This is a genomic window from Suilimivivens sp. (assembly GCF_037359455.1).
Lineage (GTDB): Bacteria > Bacillota > Clostridia > Lachnospirales > Lachnospiraceae > Suilimivivens > Suilimivivens aceti.
In genome coordinates this window covers 1-18,275 of record NZ_JAXXXI010000016.1, presented here as the reverse complement: position 1 = coordinate 18,275, position 18,275 = coordinate 1, and the positions used below count along the sequence as shown (strand labels likewise).

Below are 18,275 nucleotides of genomic sequence, written 5' to 3'. Positions count from 1 at the left end.
TTAGGTCTTGGCAGGAAATGATCTGCCGAGCATCTGCTTTCAGCGCTTTGCATAACCCTTGATTCAAACCGATATCATCTTCAACAATCAGTAATTGCTCCATATATCTCACTCCTTCGTTATTCAAATGCCACTATCGTTTCCTTGGGCAATTTTTCGTTCTCACAGTTCAGAAGATAGGCTACGGTCTTGTTCGCAAAGCGGTTGGTTTTTATCGTATCCAAATCGGCAAGCCGGACTATTTCTGCTGTGCCGTTCTCAAAATCAACCTGAATCTCGCCCCATTCGCCGTCGCAGTCTGCTTGGTATTCGTAGATTGCGGCGGTGATTTTCTTTTTGCGCTTAGTCTTGGATTTCTGTTTCAGTCGGACGGCATGGAGCGCATCTTCGGCAACCAGCAGTTCTGCCAGTTTGTCCACCGCTTTCCGGTAGGCTCGCTCTGCACCGCTGGCAGTGCTGCCCTCAAACATAACCGCCAGTTTTTCAAAGGTGGGGCGGTCTTTCCATGAGCCAACTCGCCCACAGGTCATGCAGATCGCAAGACGCTTTTCAAACAAGGTCTGTTCCCGGTAATTCAGCTTCTCAAATGCCCGTTGAACCTTTTCAGCCTGTATGCCGTTCCAGAGGATGTCGGTATAGTTCCAGCTATCGTCAAGGGCGACATCTTCGCCTGTTAACCTATTATTCAGGGCAGCACGATAGAAGCCATTTGCATTCATTCCTGTTCTTGGAGTGACTCCTGTAAAGTGGAGAAAGTTATGCGAATAAAATCTTACAGCAGTATGGTTTGACTTATTGTTTTCGTCACGATAGACAAAAACAACCTGATTACCTTCTAAATACTGCTGGTATTGTTTTGCACACTTGGTGATGATGGCAATAGCCTGTTTCTTAGTCATAAGCATTAAGTTCCTTATATCTAAATGGTATTTTGGCAAATTTAAAAGGAAGGTTCGTCTGCCGTAGCAGATGACACCTTCCTTTAATGACTGATTTTTCTGTTGTCCGCCAAGTGATCGGCACCCGAAGTCCGATAAGCAAACTGGTTTTTCCGTTGCCAGCCAACTGTCCGGCACCCAAAGTCCGGAAAGAATTTCGGATTTTATGTGTCAGTCCACATGATAGGCATATAGCCCATCTACTAACTATAGTATATACAGACGAAGCAAATTATGCAACGAGTTTATAAAGATTTAATCAGAAATTTTCCGAAAGAAGGTGAGAACATTGAAGATAAAAAAGTGGATGACTAGCCTATGGTCATTCACACAAAGGAGAAAGCCAAGATTCATTCTCATGAGCCAAAAGGAGCGAGGATAAAGGGCAATAACATCTATACAGTAGAACGTGGTTCTAAGATTGCTGGAGCAAAAGCAGCAGAAACAACGGGTAAGAAATCATACAGGAAGAGTACAGCCTATCAGGCAAATGTGAAAGAGAAAGGTCTTTCAAGATTTAAGCGTATTGTAAGGGAATCTATGCCAAAGAAACTTGAGAATGGAACACGGAACCCTTCTGTTAATTTGCTTAAAAGATTAGCGGATTGGTACGATGGCTGAATTAGTTAATTTCATTCTGAAGGTGTAATTTCTTTTTTCTGGGTCAGCAGAAACAGAACTGCCAGTATGGACAGGACCACCTGTACGCAGGGCATGGTAAACCATACGCCATCAAGCTTAAGGACGATTGGCAGTGTCAGGATGGTACCGACTGTCAGCAGAACCTCTCCATAAACAAGAGTACTGGACTGCTTCAGATGCTCTGTTGCATAGAAGTAAGAAACAGAGGGCTTGGTCAGTCCGTAAAGAGCCATAACAAGAGAAAAGGCAGGTGCAGCATGGACGATCAGCTCTGCTGCTGCATCAGAGGTACCGTAGAAAACGGGGATCTGATGGCGCAGAAGGAACATAAGGGAGCCGCTCAGGATACCAACACCGATACCGAGAGCAAAGGTAAGCAGTGTATAGCTGCGCAGTGTTTTTTTATCATTCTGGCCCTTGCTCAGGCTTAAGAGTGGTTGTGCACCATCACTGATACCCTGAACGAGAAGCTCCATGAAGGAAACCAGATAGGCAAGGACAGCATAGGCGCTGACAGCTTCATCACCACCATATTTGGTGCACTGCAGATTCATCAGTATAATGGTGACGGAAGGCAGATAAGTCAGTCCGAAAGGGGAGGCTGCTACCTTAAGGATGGATTTGACTGCGGATCCAGAGGGCTTTATATTGGTAAGGGAGATCCGGTTTTCTTTCTTTAAATAGAAGAAAAGGGCAAAGATCAGAGTGACAAGCTGTCCAAGCACTGTTGCAATAGCGGCACCCATCAGACCTAATGGAAATACAAGTATCAGAACATAATCAAGGATGATGTTCAGGATACAGCCGCAGGCCATGGCACACATGGAGTAAACGGCAGCACCACGGTTACGCATCAGGGGTGTCAGACCACTGGCAACTGTCTGGATCACCGCACCATACAGAATATAGTGAAGATAGGTCATGGCATGGGTATGTACTTCTCCTGCAGCACCCAGAAGCGTCATCAGGGGAGAACCAAAGAAATAGAGGATCCCGGTCAGGATGAGAGAGGAAACGACAAGAAGAAACAGTGCATTTCCCTCCATCTGGTCTGCCGCATCATCACGGCCGGCACCCCGGTTTAAAGACACCATAACAGAAGCCCCCATACCGATACCAGTACCAAGGGCGATGATGAGTGCTACAAGCGGCCAGGCAATATTAATAGCAGCCAGTCCCATGTCACCCATGGCTCTGCCTACGAAAATGCCGTCAATAATGGAATAAATTCCTGTTAATAAAAAAGATAACGTAGAGGGGAGAATAAATCCCCAGTATTTTTTCTGCATAAAAACCTCCATTTCCCCATAAAAAGGGGAATATTATCTATGATAACCCATCCATACAGGAAAAGTCAACTATTGCAATTCCTAGTAAACTAGTAGTATAATGGGGAAAAAGGAGGCTTTGTATGAAGATTTCAACCAAGGGAAGATATGCCCTGCGTCTGATGCTGGATCTGGCACTGCATGACAGCGATGCCCCGGTAAGGATCAAGGATATTGCTGCGAGACAGGACATTTCTGATAAATATCTGGAACAGATTATTTCCAGCTTGAATAAAGCGGGTTATGTGAAAAGCATCCGCGGTCCGCAGGGAGGCTATAAGCTTGCCAGAGATCCGGAAAGCTATACAGTTGGGATGATACTCCGCCTTACGGAAGGCTCTCTTGCACCGGTAGCCTGTCTGGATGATGAGGTCAATACCTGTGACAGGCAGGAAACCTGTGCTACGCTGAAGCTCTGGCAGATGCTGGATGAGGCGATCAAGGGAGTCGTAGACAGAGTAACGCTGGCAGATCTGGTCGAGTGGCAGACGGAGATGATTGATAATTATGTGATCTGAATTTCCCTGCGGAGAAGAAAAAGGGCAAGAACGTTTGGGATGACCATACAGGCATTGATCAGATCTGTACATTCCCAGACAGTCTGCAGTGGAAGGATTGCACCTATGTAGATCATAACGATATAAGCTACCTTATAAAGAAAGAGACCTCTGCCGCCAGTCAGATAGGTGACAGCGCTTTCACCAAGATAGGACCAGCCGATGAGGGTGGTCAGTGCAAAGGCAATCAGACAGACAGAGAGGAAGCCATTCCCAAAAAATGGAAGAGAAGAAAAGGCCGCATCCGTAAGGGTACCCTGAGAGGCATGGATTACGGATTGTGGTCTTTTTAATATATTAGTGACAATGACAAGTCCACTCAGCAGGCACATGACGACGGTATCCCAGAATACGGCAGTCATGGACACATAGGCCTGTCTGGAGGGATTTTCCTCGCTGGAAGCGGCAGCCGTAATGGAAGAGGTCCCGATGCCGGCCTCGTTGGTAAACAATCCACGGGCAATCCCATAGCGGAGGACATTCATCAGGCTGCCGGTGGACAGACCACTGCCGATCGCTTTTCCGGTAAAGGCATCCTTCAGGATCAATGCGACTGCCGGAAACAGGCAGGTGCGGTTCAGGAAGAGCAGAAGAAGGCAGCTGCCGGTAAACAGGATGGCCAGAACGGGAACCAGCCGGACGCAGACCTTTCCGATAGATCTGATGCCGCCAACAATGACAAGGCCTGCCAGGATGGCGGCCAGGAATCCGGTCAGGGAGGGGGCAAGGTGAAAGCTGCTTTTCCCTGTCTCAGCCATGGAATTTGACTGTGTTGTGCAGCCGACAAAGAGAGCAGCAAGCAGTGTCAGAACAGCATAAAAGCTGCCAAGAAGAGGCATATGGAGTCCGTTCCGGAACACGTACATGGGGCCTCCGACATGTGTACCGGCTTTATCCCTGCTGCGGTAGCGTACACTGAGATAGCATTCAGCATAGGAGGTAGCCATGCCAAGTACACCGGTGATCCAGCACCAGAAGACAGCACCGGGACCACCAAGGGCAACTGCAGTAGAAACACCTACGATATTACCGGTACCGAGCGTTGCGGCAAGTGTAGTGGACAATGTGGCAAAAACGGAAAGGTTATTCTGGTCATCATCTTTTCCTTTAAAGGACATCCGGACGGCTTTCCAGGTTTTTCCCTGAGGAAAATGGAGGTAAAAGGAAAAGAACAGATGTGTTCCCATAAGTAGAAGAAGGAGGGGACCACCCCATAGAAATGAATTACATTTTTGGATAATAGCAAGCGCAGCAGACATGGGCAATGAGTCCTGCTTTTTTTATGATTATATGTATATTTTCGAAAAATTATGAGAAATGTCACTTTCTTTTTCTGACAGAAAAAGGTATACTGACATGTAGAATGACAGCGGAAGGGTATGATTTCATACAGAAGAGGGAAGCATGTGAAGTACAATAATGAGGGGTTGGAAAATATTTTTTTTGAATCAGTCTGCAAGCTCAGGGAAGACTACTATTTTATGCAGAATATATCGGGAAGGGTCAGATGGTCGCCCAAGGCAGTAAATGATTTTGAACTGCCCGGGGAATATGTGGATGGATTTGCCGGGATGTGGAGGAGCTTTATCCATCCGGAGGATCTGGCTCATTTCGATGAAGAAATGGAGCGTATACGGACTGGCAAAACAGATTATATGCTGCTGGAATACAGGGTCAGAAAACGGAATGGAGAATATGTCAGGGTACGCAGCCATGGTGTTATGAACAGGGACACAGAAATCAGCCCTGTCTGTTGTATGGGGATTCTGGAAAGGGTCGATGATACAACTGATGAGCTGACCCATGTGCCTAACATTTATGTGGCAGTAAAGGACATCGCAGATACCTTTGAAAATGAAAATGCTTCGGGCTGTCTGATGATCGTAGGCATTGATGACTTTAAAAGAATCAATGACCTGTATACCTATAGCGGTGGTGACGAGATCATCAAGAATTTTGCCTTGCGGATAAGCAAATGCATTCCACAGTCAGCGACATTGTACCGGCTTGAAGGTGATCAGTTTGCAGTTCATTATCCATATGGTACGCTGCAGGATATGAAGGATATTTATGCGAGGATGGCGGATGAGGCAATGGATATCTCACTGTCCAATGATATTAAGGTATCGCTTCAGCTGTCAGCCGGTGTATGTAAGTATCCGGATCAGGCGGAAAAGCCGGATATACTGAGAAAAAATGCACGGTATGCTTTTGAACGTGCCAAGAGACAGGGGAAGGGGCAGTTAGCTGTCTTTACCAGGGAGATCCGGGAGCAGTATTTGGAGCATCTGCGTCTGATCGAAGAGCTGAAACGCTGTGTCAGAAATGATTTTGAAGGGTTTGAGCTGTATTATCAGCCGATCGTAGAGCCGAAATCCATGCAGATCGTGGAATGTGAGGCACTGCTCCGGTGGAAAAATGGCAGATTTCCAGGAATTGGACCAGCCAAATTTATTCCGATCCTGGAAGAAACAGGTATGATGAAGGAAGTAGGAGCATATGCTGTAAGAACGGCGATCAGCCAGGTTATGGATTTTTCTGACAGCCTGATCGTTAATGTAAATGTATCCTACAAACAGCTGAAGGATGATGATTTTGCTGAATATGTACTGGGAATCCTGAAGGAGTATCAGTTCCCGCCGGAAAGACTGATGATGGAGCTGACGGAAAGCTGCAAGGCACATGATCTTCCGGTATTGATGCGTACCATGAATAAGCTGCGCGAACATAGGGTACTGGTAGCACTGGACGATTTCGGAACAGGTTATGCCTCTCTTGATATTTTACAGGATATTTCAGTAGACTGTCTGAAGATAGAGCAGTGCTTTGTGGCAGAGTGTGAAAAAAATAATGTAGACAGGAATATCATCAAGCATATTATCCTGCTGGCACATTCCCTCGGACTGAAGGTCTGCATGGAAGGCGTGGAGACAGAAGGCATTTATGATGTGGCAGTGGAAGAACAGGCAGATATATTGCAGGGTTATTATTTCAGCAGGCCCGTCCCGGCAGGGGATTTTCAGAAGATGTTAAGAAGATCTGCCGGGCATGAAGCATGAGCATGGGGCTTTAGGATGGGAAGCATAACAGAATACAGGAAAGGAAACAGGAATGGGAAACATCATCGATTATGTTCGGGAGCATGGAGATATCAGCTTTTTACAGGAACCATTAAATGAAGTGGATTCTCTTGTGCTGTGCCAGATGGTGTATATGAATTTCGGACGTTTTGTACCGGGACTGGAGGAGAGGAATCAGCTGATAAGTATTCAGGATATTTATCACCACCCAGACAGGGATCATCTCCTGGATGATTACTGGTATAAGCAGTATAATAAAGAGCTTTTTGAGGCGGCAGCGGATTCCAGACGATTCGGGACACTGAAAATGAATTATTATGTCAACGTGATCAATGTGGATGATGAAACGCAGTTCTCGGCGATCACCTATATACTCGAGAATAAAGAAACCTATATCGCCTACAGAGGAACGGATGCTACAATCATTGGCTGGAAGGAAGATCTGAATCTTGCTTTTTCAAAGCCGCTGTCCAGCCAGCATTTAAGTGTTGCCTATATGGATAAGGTATCCTCATGGATTGCCGGTTCCTTTTATGCCGGAGGTCATTCCAAGGGAGGAAATCTGGCAGTTTATGCGGCTATGAACTGCTCGGAAAGGGCAAGAGGAAAGCTTCTTCATGTTTATAATAATGATGGCCCGGGATTCCGGCCGGAAATCCGTGCAGAGGGACACTACGAGCAGATTGCAGGCAGGGTTTCCAAATTTATACCAAGATCTTCGATTGTAGGTATGATCCTGGAGGATCACAGCAGCTATGAGGTGGTGGAGAGCCGTGGGATCGGTATGCTGCAGCACAATGCATACAGCTGGAAGGTTGAGGACAGATCCTTTGTGCGTGCCAGAAATATGAGCAGCGGCAAGCTCATCAGGGATGCGGCCATGAATGAATGGATCCTGTCACTGACAGATGAAGAAAAGCATGTGTTCATTGATACGCTCTATGAGGTAGTGTCTGCGTCGGAGGCTTCCAATGTATTTGAGTTCGGTGCTGATATACGGAAGTCTGTGCAGAATGTACTGGAAGCAGCAAGGGAGGTAGATGAACCTACCCGGAAGGCGATTCAGCGGATCATGAAGTCACTGGTGGAGATCACACTGGAGAATTTTATGACACAAAGGAACAGCGATAAATAGTGGAAATTATCGCAAATATTTAAAATTTTAAAAAAATTAAAAAACCTGTTGACGAATGAAAGGAAAGCAGATATAATAACATTTGTTCGCAGGAATGGCGGAATTGGCAGACGCGCACGGTTCAGGTCCGTGTGGTAGCAATACCATGAGAGTTCAAGTCTCTTTTCCTGCACGTGAAAACCTCAGTCGATGTACTGAGGTTTTTTATTTTACGAGTTTTACAGGGAAGGTTACTTGTAATCAGCAGGAAACAGTGCTATTATAAAAGTAACATGAAGTGAAGTTATCAGCGGGTACACGGAGGTACCTGTGAAGGTCAAGGGAGTGAGAATATGGGGATCAGAATTAATGTAAACGCAAGGCAGGACTATTCCTATCTGTTCCAGAGTATGACGACAAGCAGGGGAAACAGTCTTGGTAATTTAAATTTCCTTTCCGATTATGCCAGCATTAAGAATGGCAGTTACGGGAAGCTGATGAAGGCTTATTATGCGAAGGATGCTGCAGATAAGGCTGCTTCCACAGGAAAGGACACAGAGACAAAGAAAAAATCCATTTCTACAGCAGCCGATTCCGCAAAGACGCTTTCAGAGATTGAGAAGGCGGCTGATACGATGAAGGAATCAGCAGACAGTCTGCTGGTGAAGGGAAGTAAATCTGTTTTTCAGAAAAAGAACGTAAAAACAACAGATGAGACAGGAAAAACAACTATTTCAGAAGAATATGATACCGATGCGATTTATAAGGCTGTATCCGGTTTCGTGACAGATTATAATGATCTGCTCAGTAAAACATCAGTAGCTTCTTCCAAAAATCTGCAGAGTAAGGCAGATACGCTTGCAGCTGTCACCAGCGCCAATGCGAAGCTTCTTTCGAGGGTTGGAATTACCGTGAACAGCGACAGCAGCCTTTCTCTTGATGAGGAAGCCTTTAAGAAGTCTGATATGGGTACGGTGAAGAATCTGTTTGGAACGACCGGTGCCTATGGATATAAGGTATCTGCTCAGGCTTCCATGATCGACTATACAGCAGCTAAGGAGAGCACCAAGTCCAATACCTATACAGCAAACGGTACCTACAGCAATGTGTACAGTGCCGGAAATATCCTGAACTCATTCTTCTAAGGGACGTTAAGAAGATGACAGAGGACTTTTCTTTCGCTTCAGAATATGGAAAGTGATATAGGATGAGGATCAGAAGGGATGCACCCGGAAAACGGGGGCATCCTTTTTTACGGGCATCCTTTTTTGTACCCGGTATGTTGAAATTTATATTGGAAAATGGTATTTTAGAAGTACCGCACAAAGCCCGGAAAGGGTTCCGGCAGAGAATGAAAGGAAGCCTTTGCAAGGCTGTGGTCGGCATATGGCAGCAAAATTTTATGCAGTAAGAAAAGGAAGAAAAACCGGTATTTTCAGAACCTGGGATGAATGCAGGGCAAGTGTCCATGGCTTTTCGGGACCGGAGTACAAGAGCTTTGGTACGCTTGAGGAAGCACAGACCTTTCTGCAGGGAGTCCAGAAGGAAGAGGTGGAAGAGGACAGACTGCGGATTTATGTGGATGGCAGTTTTCATGCAGGAACCGGGGAATTTTCCTACGGAATGGTCGTATTATTAAAAGAAGGGATACAGACCTTCCATAAGAAATATGATGATAAAGAGCTGGCAGCCATGCACAATGTTGCCGGTGAGATCAAGGGAGCAGAGGCGGCCATGCGTTATGCCATGGAGCATGGGATCAGAAAGATTGCCATTTACCATGATTATGAGGGAATTGCTAAGTGGTGTCTTGGACTGTGGAAGACGAACAAAGAGGGAACCAGAGCCTACAAGTCTTTCTATGATGAGGCCAGCAGACAGGTTGATATCCAATTTGTGAAAGTTGCCGGACATTCTGGGGATACTTATAATGAAATGGCTGACCAGCTGGCAAAGGAAGCACTGGGGATCTGAAAGAGAACAGAAGAAAAAAACAGCAAGGCAGCCGGGAGGAGATAGAAGTGATTCAGAAATTTTTAGTACAGGACAGTCCGATGGTAGCAGCAGTCGGGCTTTTACTTGCATTTGCACTGACATGTATGCTGCTTACAAAGCTAAGCAGCTTTTTACCAAAGGATGCAGGCCGGGCATTTGCCCATGATGGAAGCCTGTCAGCAGGAAAGCCAAGAGGAGCAGGCATTATTTTTGTGCTGGTGTTTATCGTAGCAGCGATTCTCTTTGCACCGGTTTCGGTGGAGACTATGATCTATCTGATGCTGATCGCAGGAGAAATGCTGACCGGTTATATGGATGATGCAGCCGAGCATCCCTGGAATGAATATAAAAAGGGTCTGCTTGACCTGATCATCGCGATCATACTGGCAGTGACCTATCTGAACCATAATGAAAGCAGCTTTACACTGGCAACAATGGGTATTACCGTGACGGTGCCACCGGTAGTTTTTGCGGTGCTGACAGTGATACTGGTATGGACATCGATCAATGTGACAAACTGTGCAGATGGTGTGGATGGTCTTTCAGGTACACTGGTACTGGTCACCCTGACTACCATTTATGTGATCAATGGGATTCTTGGGAAGGAAAGTGATTTCCAGTACCTGATCTTGCTATTTGGCATCTGTATCCTCGGATATCTGTGGTACAATGCCACACCGAGCCGCCTCCTGATGGGAGATGCAGGTTCACGGGCAATGGGTATTTTCATCAGTATTGCTATTTTAAAAACGGGATCCCCCTTTCTTTATATTCCGGCAGCGATCGTGCTGATCCTGGATGGAGGACTTGGACTGGTAAAGGTGGCACTGCTGCGTTTTCTGAAGATCGGAATTCTGAAGCATACAAGAACACCGCTTCATGATCATGTGCGCAAGGTGATGGGATGGTCCAATACGCAGACCGTATTCCGTTTTGCTATCATACAGATTGTTGTTTCAGCAGCAACAGTTTATCTTCTGCTGATGAGAAAGTAAGGAAACAGGGGGATTTACGGAAGGAGAAGGGATATGAAGGAGAGAAGAGATAAGGTAAATTATTATCTGGATCTGGCAGAAAGTGTATCGCACAGGGGTACCTGTCTTCGAAGAAACTATGGGGCAGTGATCGTTAATAATGATGAAGTAATTTCTACCGGTTATGTGGGAGCGCCAAGGGGCAGGAAAAACTGTTCCGACCTTGGAACCTGTATCAGGCAGCAGCTTAATATCCCAAGGGGAGAGCGTTATGAGCTTTGCAGGAGTGTCCATGCGGAGGCCAATGCGATCATCAGTGCTTCCAGGGATAAAATGATTGGAAGCAGTATTTATCTTGCGGGAACCGATGCACAGACAGGAGAATATATTGCCAATTCCAACAGCTGTTCCATGTGTAAGCGTATGATCATCAATGCCGGGATCGTTAAGGTATATGTCCGGGATGACAGGGATCATTACAGGGAGATCCTGGTGCAGGACTGGATTGACAATGATGAGTCATTAGAGGGCATCATGGGCTATTGATGAAGGAGAAGGAAAATGGATTATGAGATCAGTATGCTTTTTCCGGAGGGAAAAAGAAAAGCGCTGACTTTCAGCTATGATGATGGAACTATACATGACAGAAGGCTGGCAGCGCTGTTAAACGAATATGGGATGAAGGGAACCTTTAACCTGAATTATGGTCTTCTTGGCAAAGGGGGGATGGAGACTGTAAATGGGATTGAAACTGATTTTTCCAGGGTGGAAGCAGAAGAGGTGCGTTGTCTTTATCAGGGACATGAGATCGCATCCCATGCCTACAGTCACGCGTCCCTGACAGGACTGCCAAAGAATATGGCTGCAACAGAGGTATTGAAGGACCGCTATAATCTGGAACAGCTTACCGGGGAACTGATCCGTGGGTTTGCCTATCCATACGGGGCATACAACAGCCAGATCGAGGAGATACTGGATGCCTGTGGCATTGAATATGCCAGAACAGTAGAAAGCACCGGGGATTTTTGTCTGCCAGAGGACTTTCTTGCATGGCATCCCACCTGTCATCATGAGGATGAAAGGCTGATGGCGCTTGCAGAGAAATTTTGCAGGGAAGAGAAGGATGGTCCCTTTGTTTTTTATCTTTGGGGACACAGCTATGAATTTGCACAGAAAAATAACTGGGAGCTGATGGAGAGCTTCCTGAAATATATGGCACAGTACAAGGAGGATATCTGGTGTGCCACCAATATTGAAATTCTGGATTATGTGAAGGCATACAGGGAGCTGAAGCGCTCTACGGATGGAAAGATCCTGATGAATCCAAATGCCACACCGCTTTATGTGGCTATGAATGGAAGGAAGTACTGTATTCATGGCAATGAAAAGCTGGAGCTGCCAAGCTGACAGGGTATAAAGGGAAGCACTCCGGAAAGAATAGAAGCCCGTTTCGGACTTACAGGAAAGGATTAGAAAATGAAGGTTGATTTATTTTCCATCGGACCATTTACGGTACATGGATATGGACTGATGATTGGAATAGGTGTTCTCTGCTGTGTCTTTATGGCAATGAAGAGGGCGAAGAAGTACGGACTTATCGAGGATGCGATCGTAGATATTGCGATCTGGGGGCTGATCGGCGGCTTTCTTGGTGCCAAGCTGCTGTTTCTGATCGTGGAGTGGAAGCAGTTCCTTAAGAATCCGCTGGCACTACTAGGCTCAGAGGGCTTTGTGGTATATGGCGGTATTATTGCAGGCGTGGTGGCAGCGATTCTTTATTGCAAAAAGAAGAAGCTGATTTTTCTGGATTATTTTGACCTGGCTGCACCTTCGATCGCTATGGCACAGGGCTTTGGCCGTATCGGATGTTTTCTGGCAGGTTGCTGCTACGGAAGAGAAACAGATCTGCCGATCGGTGTGATATTTCCGGAAGGTGCGCTTGCTCCTGCCGGGATAAGGCTTCTGCCGACGCAGCTTATTTCCTCTGCAGGAAATTTCCTGATCATGGCGATTCTCCTTGCGACTTATCCCAGGCGGAAAAGAAAGGGAGATACAGGCTTTTTGTATATGCTGCTTTATGGAGTAGGGCGTTTTCTGATAGAGTTTCTCAGGAATGATGAAAGAGGAGCAGTGGGAGGACTTTCCACTTCCCAGTTTATATCCCTGTTTATTGTGGCAGCAGGAATCCTGCTGATGTGTAATAAAAGGCGGGCACTGGTGGAAGCTGCAGGTCAGACAGGGGCAGATGGAAAGACCGATACGGAATAAAATAATCAGATGAGGAGAAGAGCATGAAAAAAATGGTTCTGGATCATAAAGCATATGAAGAAACAGCTAGGCAGGCGGTTGCGGAAGGACAGGTTCTTCTGATCAATGAGGAGCATACGCTGCCTTTGCAGGAAGGTACAAGACTTGCCATGTTTGGCAGAATGCAGTTCCATTATTATAAAAGTGGAACCGGTTCGGGAGGCATGGTGAATGTAAGTAAGGTGACTGGTATCCTGGATGCCCTGAAGGAATCAGGGCAGGTGATACTTGATCCCCAGGTTCTTTCTGCCTATGAGGCATGGGTAAAGGAGCATCCCTTTGACGCTGGTGTCGGCTGGGGAAATGAGCCATGGTGCCAGGTGGAAATGGAGCTTCCGGAGGAGCTTGTCAGTGAGGCGGCAGCCAGAAACGATGCGGCTCTTGTGATCATTGGAAGAACAGCCGGAGAGGATCAGGACAATAAAAACCAGGAGGGCTCCTATCTGCTGACAGAGAAGGAAAAAGATATGCTTTCCAAGGTCAGAAAACATTTTGAAAGGCTGATCCTTGTACTGAATACCGGAAATATCATGGATATGGATTTCATAGAAGAATATCATCCGCAGGCACTTCTTTACGCATGGCAGGGCGGTATGGTCGGTGGCTATGGAACCGCAGATGTACTGCTTGGTAAGACCTGTCCGAGCGGCAGGCTGACAGATACCATTGCTTATAAGATCACGGATTATCCTTCTGATGCCAATTTTGGCAACAGGGACAGGGATCTTTATGAGGAGGATATTTATGTAGGCTACCGTTACTTTGAAACAGCAGCGAAGGAAAGGGTCCGTTATCCCTTTGGCTTTGGTCTTTCCTATACAGATTTCAGGACCTGGGACGTCAGCTTCAGCGCAGGGGAAAAGGATGCGGAGATTACCTTTACCGTTCAGAATATCGGGACTGTGCCCGGAAAAGAGGTAGTACAGGTTTATGTGACAGCTCCTGAGGGAGCACTTTCCAAGCCGGAAAAGGTGCTGGCTGGCTTTGCCAAGACCAGGGAATTAAAGCCGGGGCTTAAAGAGCAGATGAGGATTGCTATTCCCTATGAGAGCTTTGCTTCCTATGATGAAACAGGGGCAAGCGGCTTTGCGTCCTCCTATATTCTGGAAAAGGGTGAGTATCTGTTCCATATCGGAAGGAATGTCAGGGAGACTGAGGTGGCAGGAAGCTTTACTCTTGAGGAAACGGTATGTCTTGCCTCCCTGTCACAGGCACTGGCTCCGGTGACACCCTTTGAGAGGATGCGTTTTATAAGAGAAAAAGACGGAGCTGTACATAAGGTAATGGAGGCTGCTCCGCTCAGAAAGAAGAATCCGGCAGAGAAGAGAAAAGAGCTGCTGCCGGAGGAGCTTCCATTTACCGGAGATCAGGGATACCGTCTGATCGATGTAAAGGAAGGAAGGGTATCCATGGATGCCTTTGTGGCACAGTTTAATGATGATGACTTAAGCTGTATCATCCGCGGAGAGGGTATGGGAAGCCCCAAGGTAACACCTGGAACGGCAGCAGCCTTTGGCGGTGTATCCGAGGAACTTGCACATTTTGGCATCCCCTGCGGCTGCTGCTCTGACGGGCCCTCCGGTATGCGGCTTGACAGCGGCATGAAGGCATTCAGCCTCCCCAATGGTACACTGCTTGCCAGCACCTTCAATACAGCACTGGTGGAGAAGCTGTATTCCTTTACCGGAATTGAGATGGTGAAGAACAAAATAGATGCTCTTCTGGGACCTGGTATGAATATCCACAGACACCCGCTGAATGGAAGAAACTTTGAGTATTTTTCGGAGGATCCTTTTGTTACGGGAAAGATGGCAGCAGCCATGATCCGTGGCTTAAAGAGTGCAGGAGTGACAGGAACTGCCAAACATTTCTGTGCCAACAATCAGGAGACAGGAAGATCTACGGTTGATTCTGTTGTTTCGGAAAGAGCACTCCGTGAGATTTATCTGAAGGGCTTTGAAATGGCAGTCAGGGAAGCCGGGGCAGATTCCATTATGACGACCTATGGAAGCGTAAACGGACTTTGGACAGCCGGAAGCTATGACCTGAATACTACGGTCCTGCGAGGAGAGTGGGGCTTTCAGGGTATCGTGATGACCGACTGGTGGGCCAAGATCAATGATGAAGGAGAAGAGCCAAGGATCAACAACTTTGCGGCAATGGCAAAGGCGCAGAACGATCTTTATATGGTCTGTACAGATGCTTCAATCAATGACAGTGATGATAATACCCTTTCATCCCTGGAGGCAGGAACACTGACAAGGGGAGAGCTGCAGAGAAATGCAGCAAATATCTGCGGATTCCTGATGAATACCCATGCTCTTGAAAGAATGGAGGGCATACAGACCAGTGTGGAGGTGATCGGAGAAACAGATCAGGAGATCACTTCAGAGCCAGAGGTTACTTATTATAAAGTCGAAGATGAGATCAGTATTTCTCTGGATGGAGTGGATACCGGCAAGGATAAGGACTTCGTTTTTGCACTGGAGCTGCAGAAGCTTGGCGGGTATCGTGTGGAAGTAACAGCAAAGTCAGACTTATCAGAGCTTGCGCAGCTTCCGGCGACACTGATCTATCAGAGCGTACCGATGGCAGTCTTTTCCTTTAATGGAACTGGCGGAGAGTGGAAGACGATAAAGAGAAAGGCAGTATTCCATAATAAATACGCTGTACTTCGTCTTTACTTTGCACAGAATGGTCTGGAGGTACAGAAGATCACCTTCCGATTCGACAGGGAACTGGAGAGAAAGAATGATGTTATCGAGGCTTATGTAAACAGTAACGACTAAAGACAGGGAAAGAGCAGTCAATGCTGTGTGAGATACGTGATATTGGATATTTTGCGACAGCTGCTTCATGGCAGATGCTGGATTTTTGAATTTTTCAAAACTTTTTGATTAAAAGGAAAAATTCAGATAATAAAAATTGAAAAATGTGTTGACAAGCCACTTTGAACATGGTATATTAGCAAAGTGGCTTGGGTAAACAAGCAGTGGACGGGATCTTAGCTCAGCTGGGAGAGCATCTGCCTTACAAGCAGAGGGTCACAGGTTCGAGCCCTGTAGGTCCCACTTCTCTGAAAAGAGAATAAACTGAATATGGCGAGATAGCTCAGTTGGCTAGAGCACACGGTTCATACCCGTGGTGTCGAGGGTTCAAATCCCCCTCTCGCTACTATGAGAAAATGGGAAATGCTGAAGAAGACAGCATTTCTTTTTTTCTATCAAAGTCGGGGCTTTTGACCCCGATATCATGAAATCATGCTGTAAACAAAAGTGAGAATCATACTGGAGTTGTTATAGCTGATCAGTGAGAATACGGATATCATAAAAAGAGAGAGGAACTATTATGGGGTATTTGATTTCGGAAACCACTAGGGAAGAACGTGAGGCGATTGTTGCCAAGTCACTTGGAAATATATCAGCTAACTGCGATGGCTGTATGTCAGGTCTTGCAGAGATGTATCAGGAATATATTGACGGTCAAAAGGAACTGAGGGAGATCAATATGGAGTTCAATGCCCGCTATGTGAGCGGAGAGGAAGTGCCGGGCAGGGAAGGATGTGATATGAATGTATTTTCCAGATAAGAGTGAGTATCAGGATATCAGGGAAAAGTCCCTGATGCAGTGGCTGGATGAGATGGAGCAGCATGAGGATATTGCAGTCCGGGGAGGTGTGAAGCTTGCCAGAGAATACGTGCAGTCTCTTCAGAAAGAAATTGAGAATTTAAAGAGCGAGAATGAACTGAAGAAGGAGTATATGAAGAAACTAATGGCCGATAAAAGAGCCAGAGAGTGAAAGAAAAAAGAAAGAAGCCTGCTGATTTTTATTTACAGCAGGCTTTGGCTGTGGTGTGGGGGTTGTTGATTACAGGCTTCTGAATGCCAGTCTTCCCATGGCTTCATAAGCGGCCGCACTGGGGTGCAGATGATCGCCACTGTCATACCCTGCACGGAAAGCGGCAGGGTGAGCAGGATCACGTACTTCTTTGTCAAAATCAATACAGGTATCGATCAGGTCTGTACTTCGGATGAAGTCATTGACCTGATTTTTTAATGTTTCCCGGAAGGGAGCATAGGTACGCCAGCCTTCAATGGGAAGCAGAGTACCCATGAAAATGTGATAATCCAGCTTACGGGCTTCCTGAATGTACCAGATAAGTCCTTCGGTCAGTTCATCAATGGTTGGCAGATCGCTCATGGGACGGAAGGGATTCACGTCTGTGCCTACCGGGTGAATGATGTCGTTGATTCCCTGCTGGATGATGATCGTATCGGCACCGGCAACAGGAAGCTCGTGAGGGAAACGGACCTTTCCCATCAGTCCATAGGATTCATAAGTGATATTGTCATACTGGCGCAGGATCCTGGTGCCGCTGGCGGCTTTTCGGATAATGGCAGTATGGTTATCAGGTACCTTCAGGCATTCTGCCAGCATGTAATCTGGCCAGTCCTGTGAGGTAATGGAATCACCATAGCAGATAACTGCATGATTGCAGCTGTCTGTATAGAGGCTGATGTCACTTAAAAAATAAAAGCAGTTTGTCTTTCTTGTTTCATTCAGAGGAAGAACCTCAGCAGTTGAGTGGTTGTGAACGGAATAAAAGCCTTTGGAAAAAGGCCCGGTTGCAATGACACCTGAACGCATCAGGGTAAATTCCTTCAGATAAAAGCTGACAGAGACGGAATCACCCTGGCTGACAGGAAAAGGAAGAGGATCACTGAGGATACGCTTCCCGGCGGGAATAGTAATGGAGACATTACCGTCAAAGGTAATCTGTCTCGAAGTTTCTTTTATTATGGATTCGGGAGTGTTTCCGGTCATGGCCACGAAAGCAGCAGAAATCGTAATAGATTCTGTGCCACAGAAATTATCAAAGGTAAATCGAAGGGCACTTCCTGCAAAAGGAACTTTGACAGGATAGCGCAGCGTGAGATCTTTGCTGTAGGTTTCTACTCTATGGTCTGTAATGGACATGGCATTTCCATAAATGGCACACCAGTGCCTGCCAGCCTCTGCTTTGTATGTTGAAGCTGCGTTGCTTTTGTTGTCTGGAGCTGCGATACATCTTTTATCTATAGCTGTATTTGTTGTATTCATCTGTGTTCCTTTCCAAGACGGGTATGTAATCTCTAACAGGGTGATTTTCCGAAAGGTTTGATAACCCATATAATACAGGTATTATACAGCGGAGCGGATTCCCTGACAAGAATCACTGGGGAAGCAATCTGAGAAAGCAGAGCCGAGCGGGGCATGGGAGAGTGAAAAGGAGCCATCATGCCCCGCGGGCAGGGAAAAGTGAAGAGGAAAAGAGGGAAAGCAGAGCGGAGCGGGGCATG

The 18,275-nt window shown here is 46.5% G+C and carries 17 protein-coding genes and 3 tRNA genes; 16 read left to right on the top strand and 4 right to left on the bottom strand.

From position 1 onward, the window contains the following. Positions 1 to 119 precede the first annotated feature (119 nt). Positions 120 to 899 (bottom strand): PBECR4 domain-containing protein, encoded by a 780-nt coding sequence (locus WJQ40_RS02215; RefSeq protein WP_337537752.1) that lies wholly within the window; start codon positions 897 to 899, stop codon positions 120 to 122. Positions 900 to 1,256: 357 nt separating this feature from the next. Between WJQ40_RS02215 and WJQ40_RS02210 the strand changes: the two genes are divergently transcribed. After that, the gene (locus WJQ40_RS02210; RefSeq protein WP_337402256.1) at positions 1,257 to 1,559 is read left to right on the top strand and encodes a hypothetical protein; all 303 of its coding nucleotides are present in this window, start codon (positions 1,257 to 1,259) and stop codon (positions 1,557 to 1,559) included. 11 nt (positions 1,560 to 1,570) lie between these two features. Here WJQ40_RS02210 and WJQ40_RS02205 read toward each other — a convergent pair whose 3' ends face one another. Then, positions 1,571 to 2,869, bottom strand: coding sequence for an MATE family efflux transporter (locus WJQ40_RS02205; protein WP_337537751.1), 1,299 nt, complete (start codon positions 2,867 to 2,869; stop codon positions 1,571 to 1,573). Between the two features lie 122 nt (positions 2,870 to 2,991). Here WJQ40_RS02205 and WJQ40_RS02200 point away from each other — a divergent pair, with 122 nt between their 5' ends. Beyond that, complete coding sequence (locus tag WJQ40_RS02200; RefSeq protein WP_118798647.1) at positions 2,992 to 3,426, top strand: Rrf2 family transcriptional regulator; 435 nt, start codon at positions 2,992 to 2,994, stop codon at positions 3,424 to 3,426. On the opposite strand, the gene WJQ40_RS02195 is transcribed toward WJQ40_RS02200, so the two are convergent. Then, positions 3,414 to 4,724, bottom strand: a complete 1,311-nt coding sequence (locus WJQ40_RS02195) for an alanine/glycine:cation symporter family protein (protein WP_337537750.1) — start codon at positions 4,722 to 4,724, stop codon at positions 3,414 to 3,416. The two genes, WJQ40_RS02200 and WJQ40_RS02195, sit on opposite strands and share 13 nt — an antisense overlap. A gap of 147 nt (positions 4,725 to 4,871) precedes the next feature. On the opposite strand from WJQ40_RS02195, the gene WJQ40_RS02190 reads away from it, so the two are divergent. The 14 genes from WJQ40_RS02190 to WJQ40_RS02125 all read left to right on the top strand — a co-directional run bounded on the left by WJQ40_RS02190 (position 4,872) and on the right by WJQ40_RS02125 (position 16,734). Next, a complete protein-coding gene (locus WJQ40_RS02190; RefSeq protein ID WP_337537749.1) occupies positions 4,872 to 6,524 on the top strand; it encodes a GGDEF and EAL domain-containing protein in 1,653 nt (550 codons plus the stop codon). Positions 6,525 to 6,576: 52 nt separating this feature from the next. Next, positions 6,577 to 7,680 carry an Mbeg1-like protein gene (locus WJQ40_RS02185; RefSeq protein WP_337402425.1) on the top strand — a complete coding sequence of 368 codons (1,104 nt, stop codon included), beginning with the start codon at positions 6,577 to 6,579 and terminating at the stop codon, positions 7,678 to 7,680. 88 nt (positions 7,681 to 7,768) lie between these two features. After that, positions 7,769 to 7,852 (top strand) — tRNA-Leu (locus WJQ40_RS02180). 160 nt (positions 7,853 to 8,012) lie between these two features. Next, positions 8,013 to 8,804: a hypothetical protein gene (locus WJQ40_RS02175; protein WP_337537748.1), complete on the top strand. Its 792-nt coding sequence runs from the start codon at positions 8,013 to 8,015 to the stop codon at positions 8,802 to 8,804. 241 nt (positions 8,805 to 9,045) lie between these two features. Continuing rightward, positions 9,046 to 9,633 (top strand): ribonuclease H family protein, encoded by a 588-nt coding sequence (locus WJQ40_RS02170; protein ID WP_262575464.1) that lies wholly within the window; start codon positions 9,046 to 9,048, stop codon positions 9,631 to 9,633. Positions 9,634 to 9,713: 80 nt separating this feature from the next. Then, a complete protein-coding gene (locus WJQ40_RS02165; protein WP_337537753.1) occupies positions 9,714 to 10,649 on the top strand; it encodes a phospho-N-acetylmuramoyl-pentapeptide-transferase in 936 nt (311 codons plus the stop codon). A 33-nt stretch (positions 10,650 to 10,682) separates the two neighbouring features. Next, on the top strand, positions 10,683 to 11,174 hold the full coding sequence (locus WJQ40_RS02160; RefSeq protein ID WP_118798654.1) for a deaminase: 492 nt from the start codon (positions 10,683 to 10,685) through the stop codon (positions 11,172 to 11,174). 15 nt (positions 11,175 to 11,189) lie between these two features. Further along, a complete protein-coding gene (locus WJQ40_RS02155; protein WP_337537747.1) occupies positions 11,190 to 12,035 on the top strand; it encodes a polysaccharide deacetylase family protein in 846 nt (281 codons plus the stop codon). Between the two features lie 69 nt (positions 12,036 to 12,104). Further along, entirely contained in the window at positions 12,105 to 12,896 is a 792-nt protein-coding gene (locus WJQ40_RS02150; RefSeq protein ID WP_262575461.1) for a prolipoprotein diacylglyceryl transferase, read from the top strand. A 23-nt stretch (positions 12,897 to 12,919) separates the two neighbouring features. Beyond that, positions 12,920 to 15,724, top strand: a complete 2,805-nt coding sequence (locus tag WJQ40_RS02145; protein WP_337537746.1) for a glycoside hydrolase family 3 C-terminal domain-containing protein — start codon at positions 12,920 to 12,922, stop codon at positions 15,722 to 15,724. A 209-nt stretch (positions 15,725 to 15,933) separates the two neighbouring features. Next, positions 15,934 to 16,006, top strand: a tRNA-Val gene (locus WJQ40_RS02140). A 29-nt stretch (positions 16,007 to 16,035) separates the two neighbouring features. Continuing rightward, positions 16,036 to 16,109, top strand: a tRNA-Met gene (locus WJQ40_RS02135). 174 nt (positions 16,110 to 16,283) lie between these two features. After that, positions 16,284 to 16,523, top strand: coding sequence for a purine biosynthesis protein PurH (locus tag WJQ40_RS02130; RefSeq protein ID WP_337537745.1), 240 nt, complete (start codon positions 16,284 to 16,286; stop codon positions 16,521 to 16,523). Continuing rightward, a complete protein-coding gene (locus tag WJQ40_RS02125) occupies positions 16,507 to 16,734 on the top strand; it encodes a hypothetical protein (protein ID WP_337537744.1) in 228 nt (75 codons plus the stop codon). Before WJQ40_RS02130 ends, WJQ40_RS02125 begins: the two co-directional genes overlap by 17 nt. A 69-nt stretch (positions 16,735 to 16,803) precedes the next feature. Here WJQ40_RS02125 and WJQ40_RS02120 read toward each other — a convergent pair whose 3' ends face one another. Then, complete coding sequence (locus WJQ40_RS02120) at positions 16,804 to 18,036, bottom strand: GDSL-type esterase/lipase family protein (protein ID WP_337402163.1); 1,233 nt, start codon at positions 18,034 to 18,036, stop codon at positions 16,804 to 16,806. Between the last annotated feature and the right edge of the window lie 239 nt (positions 18,037 to 18,275).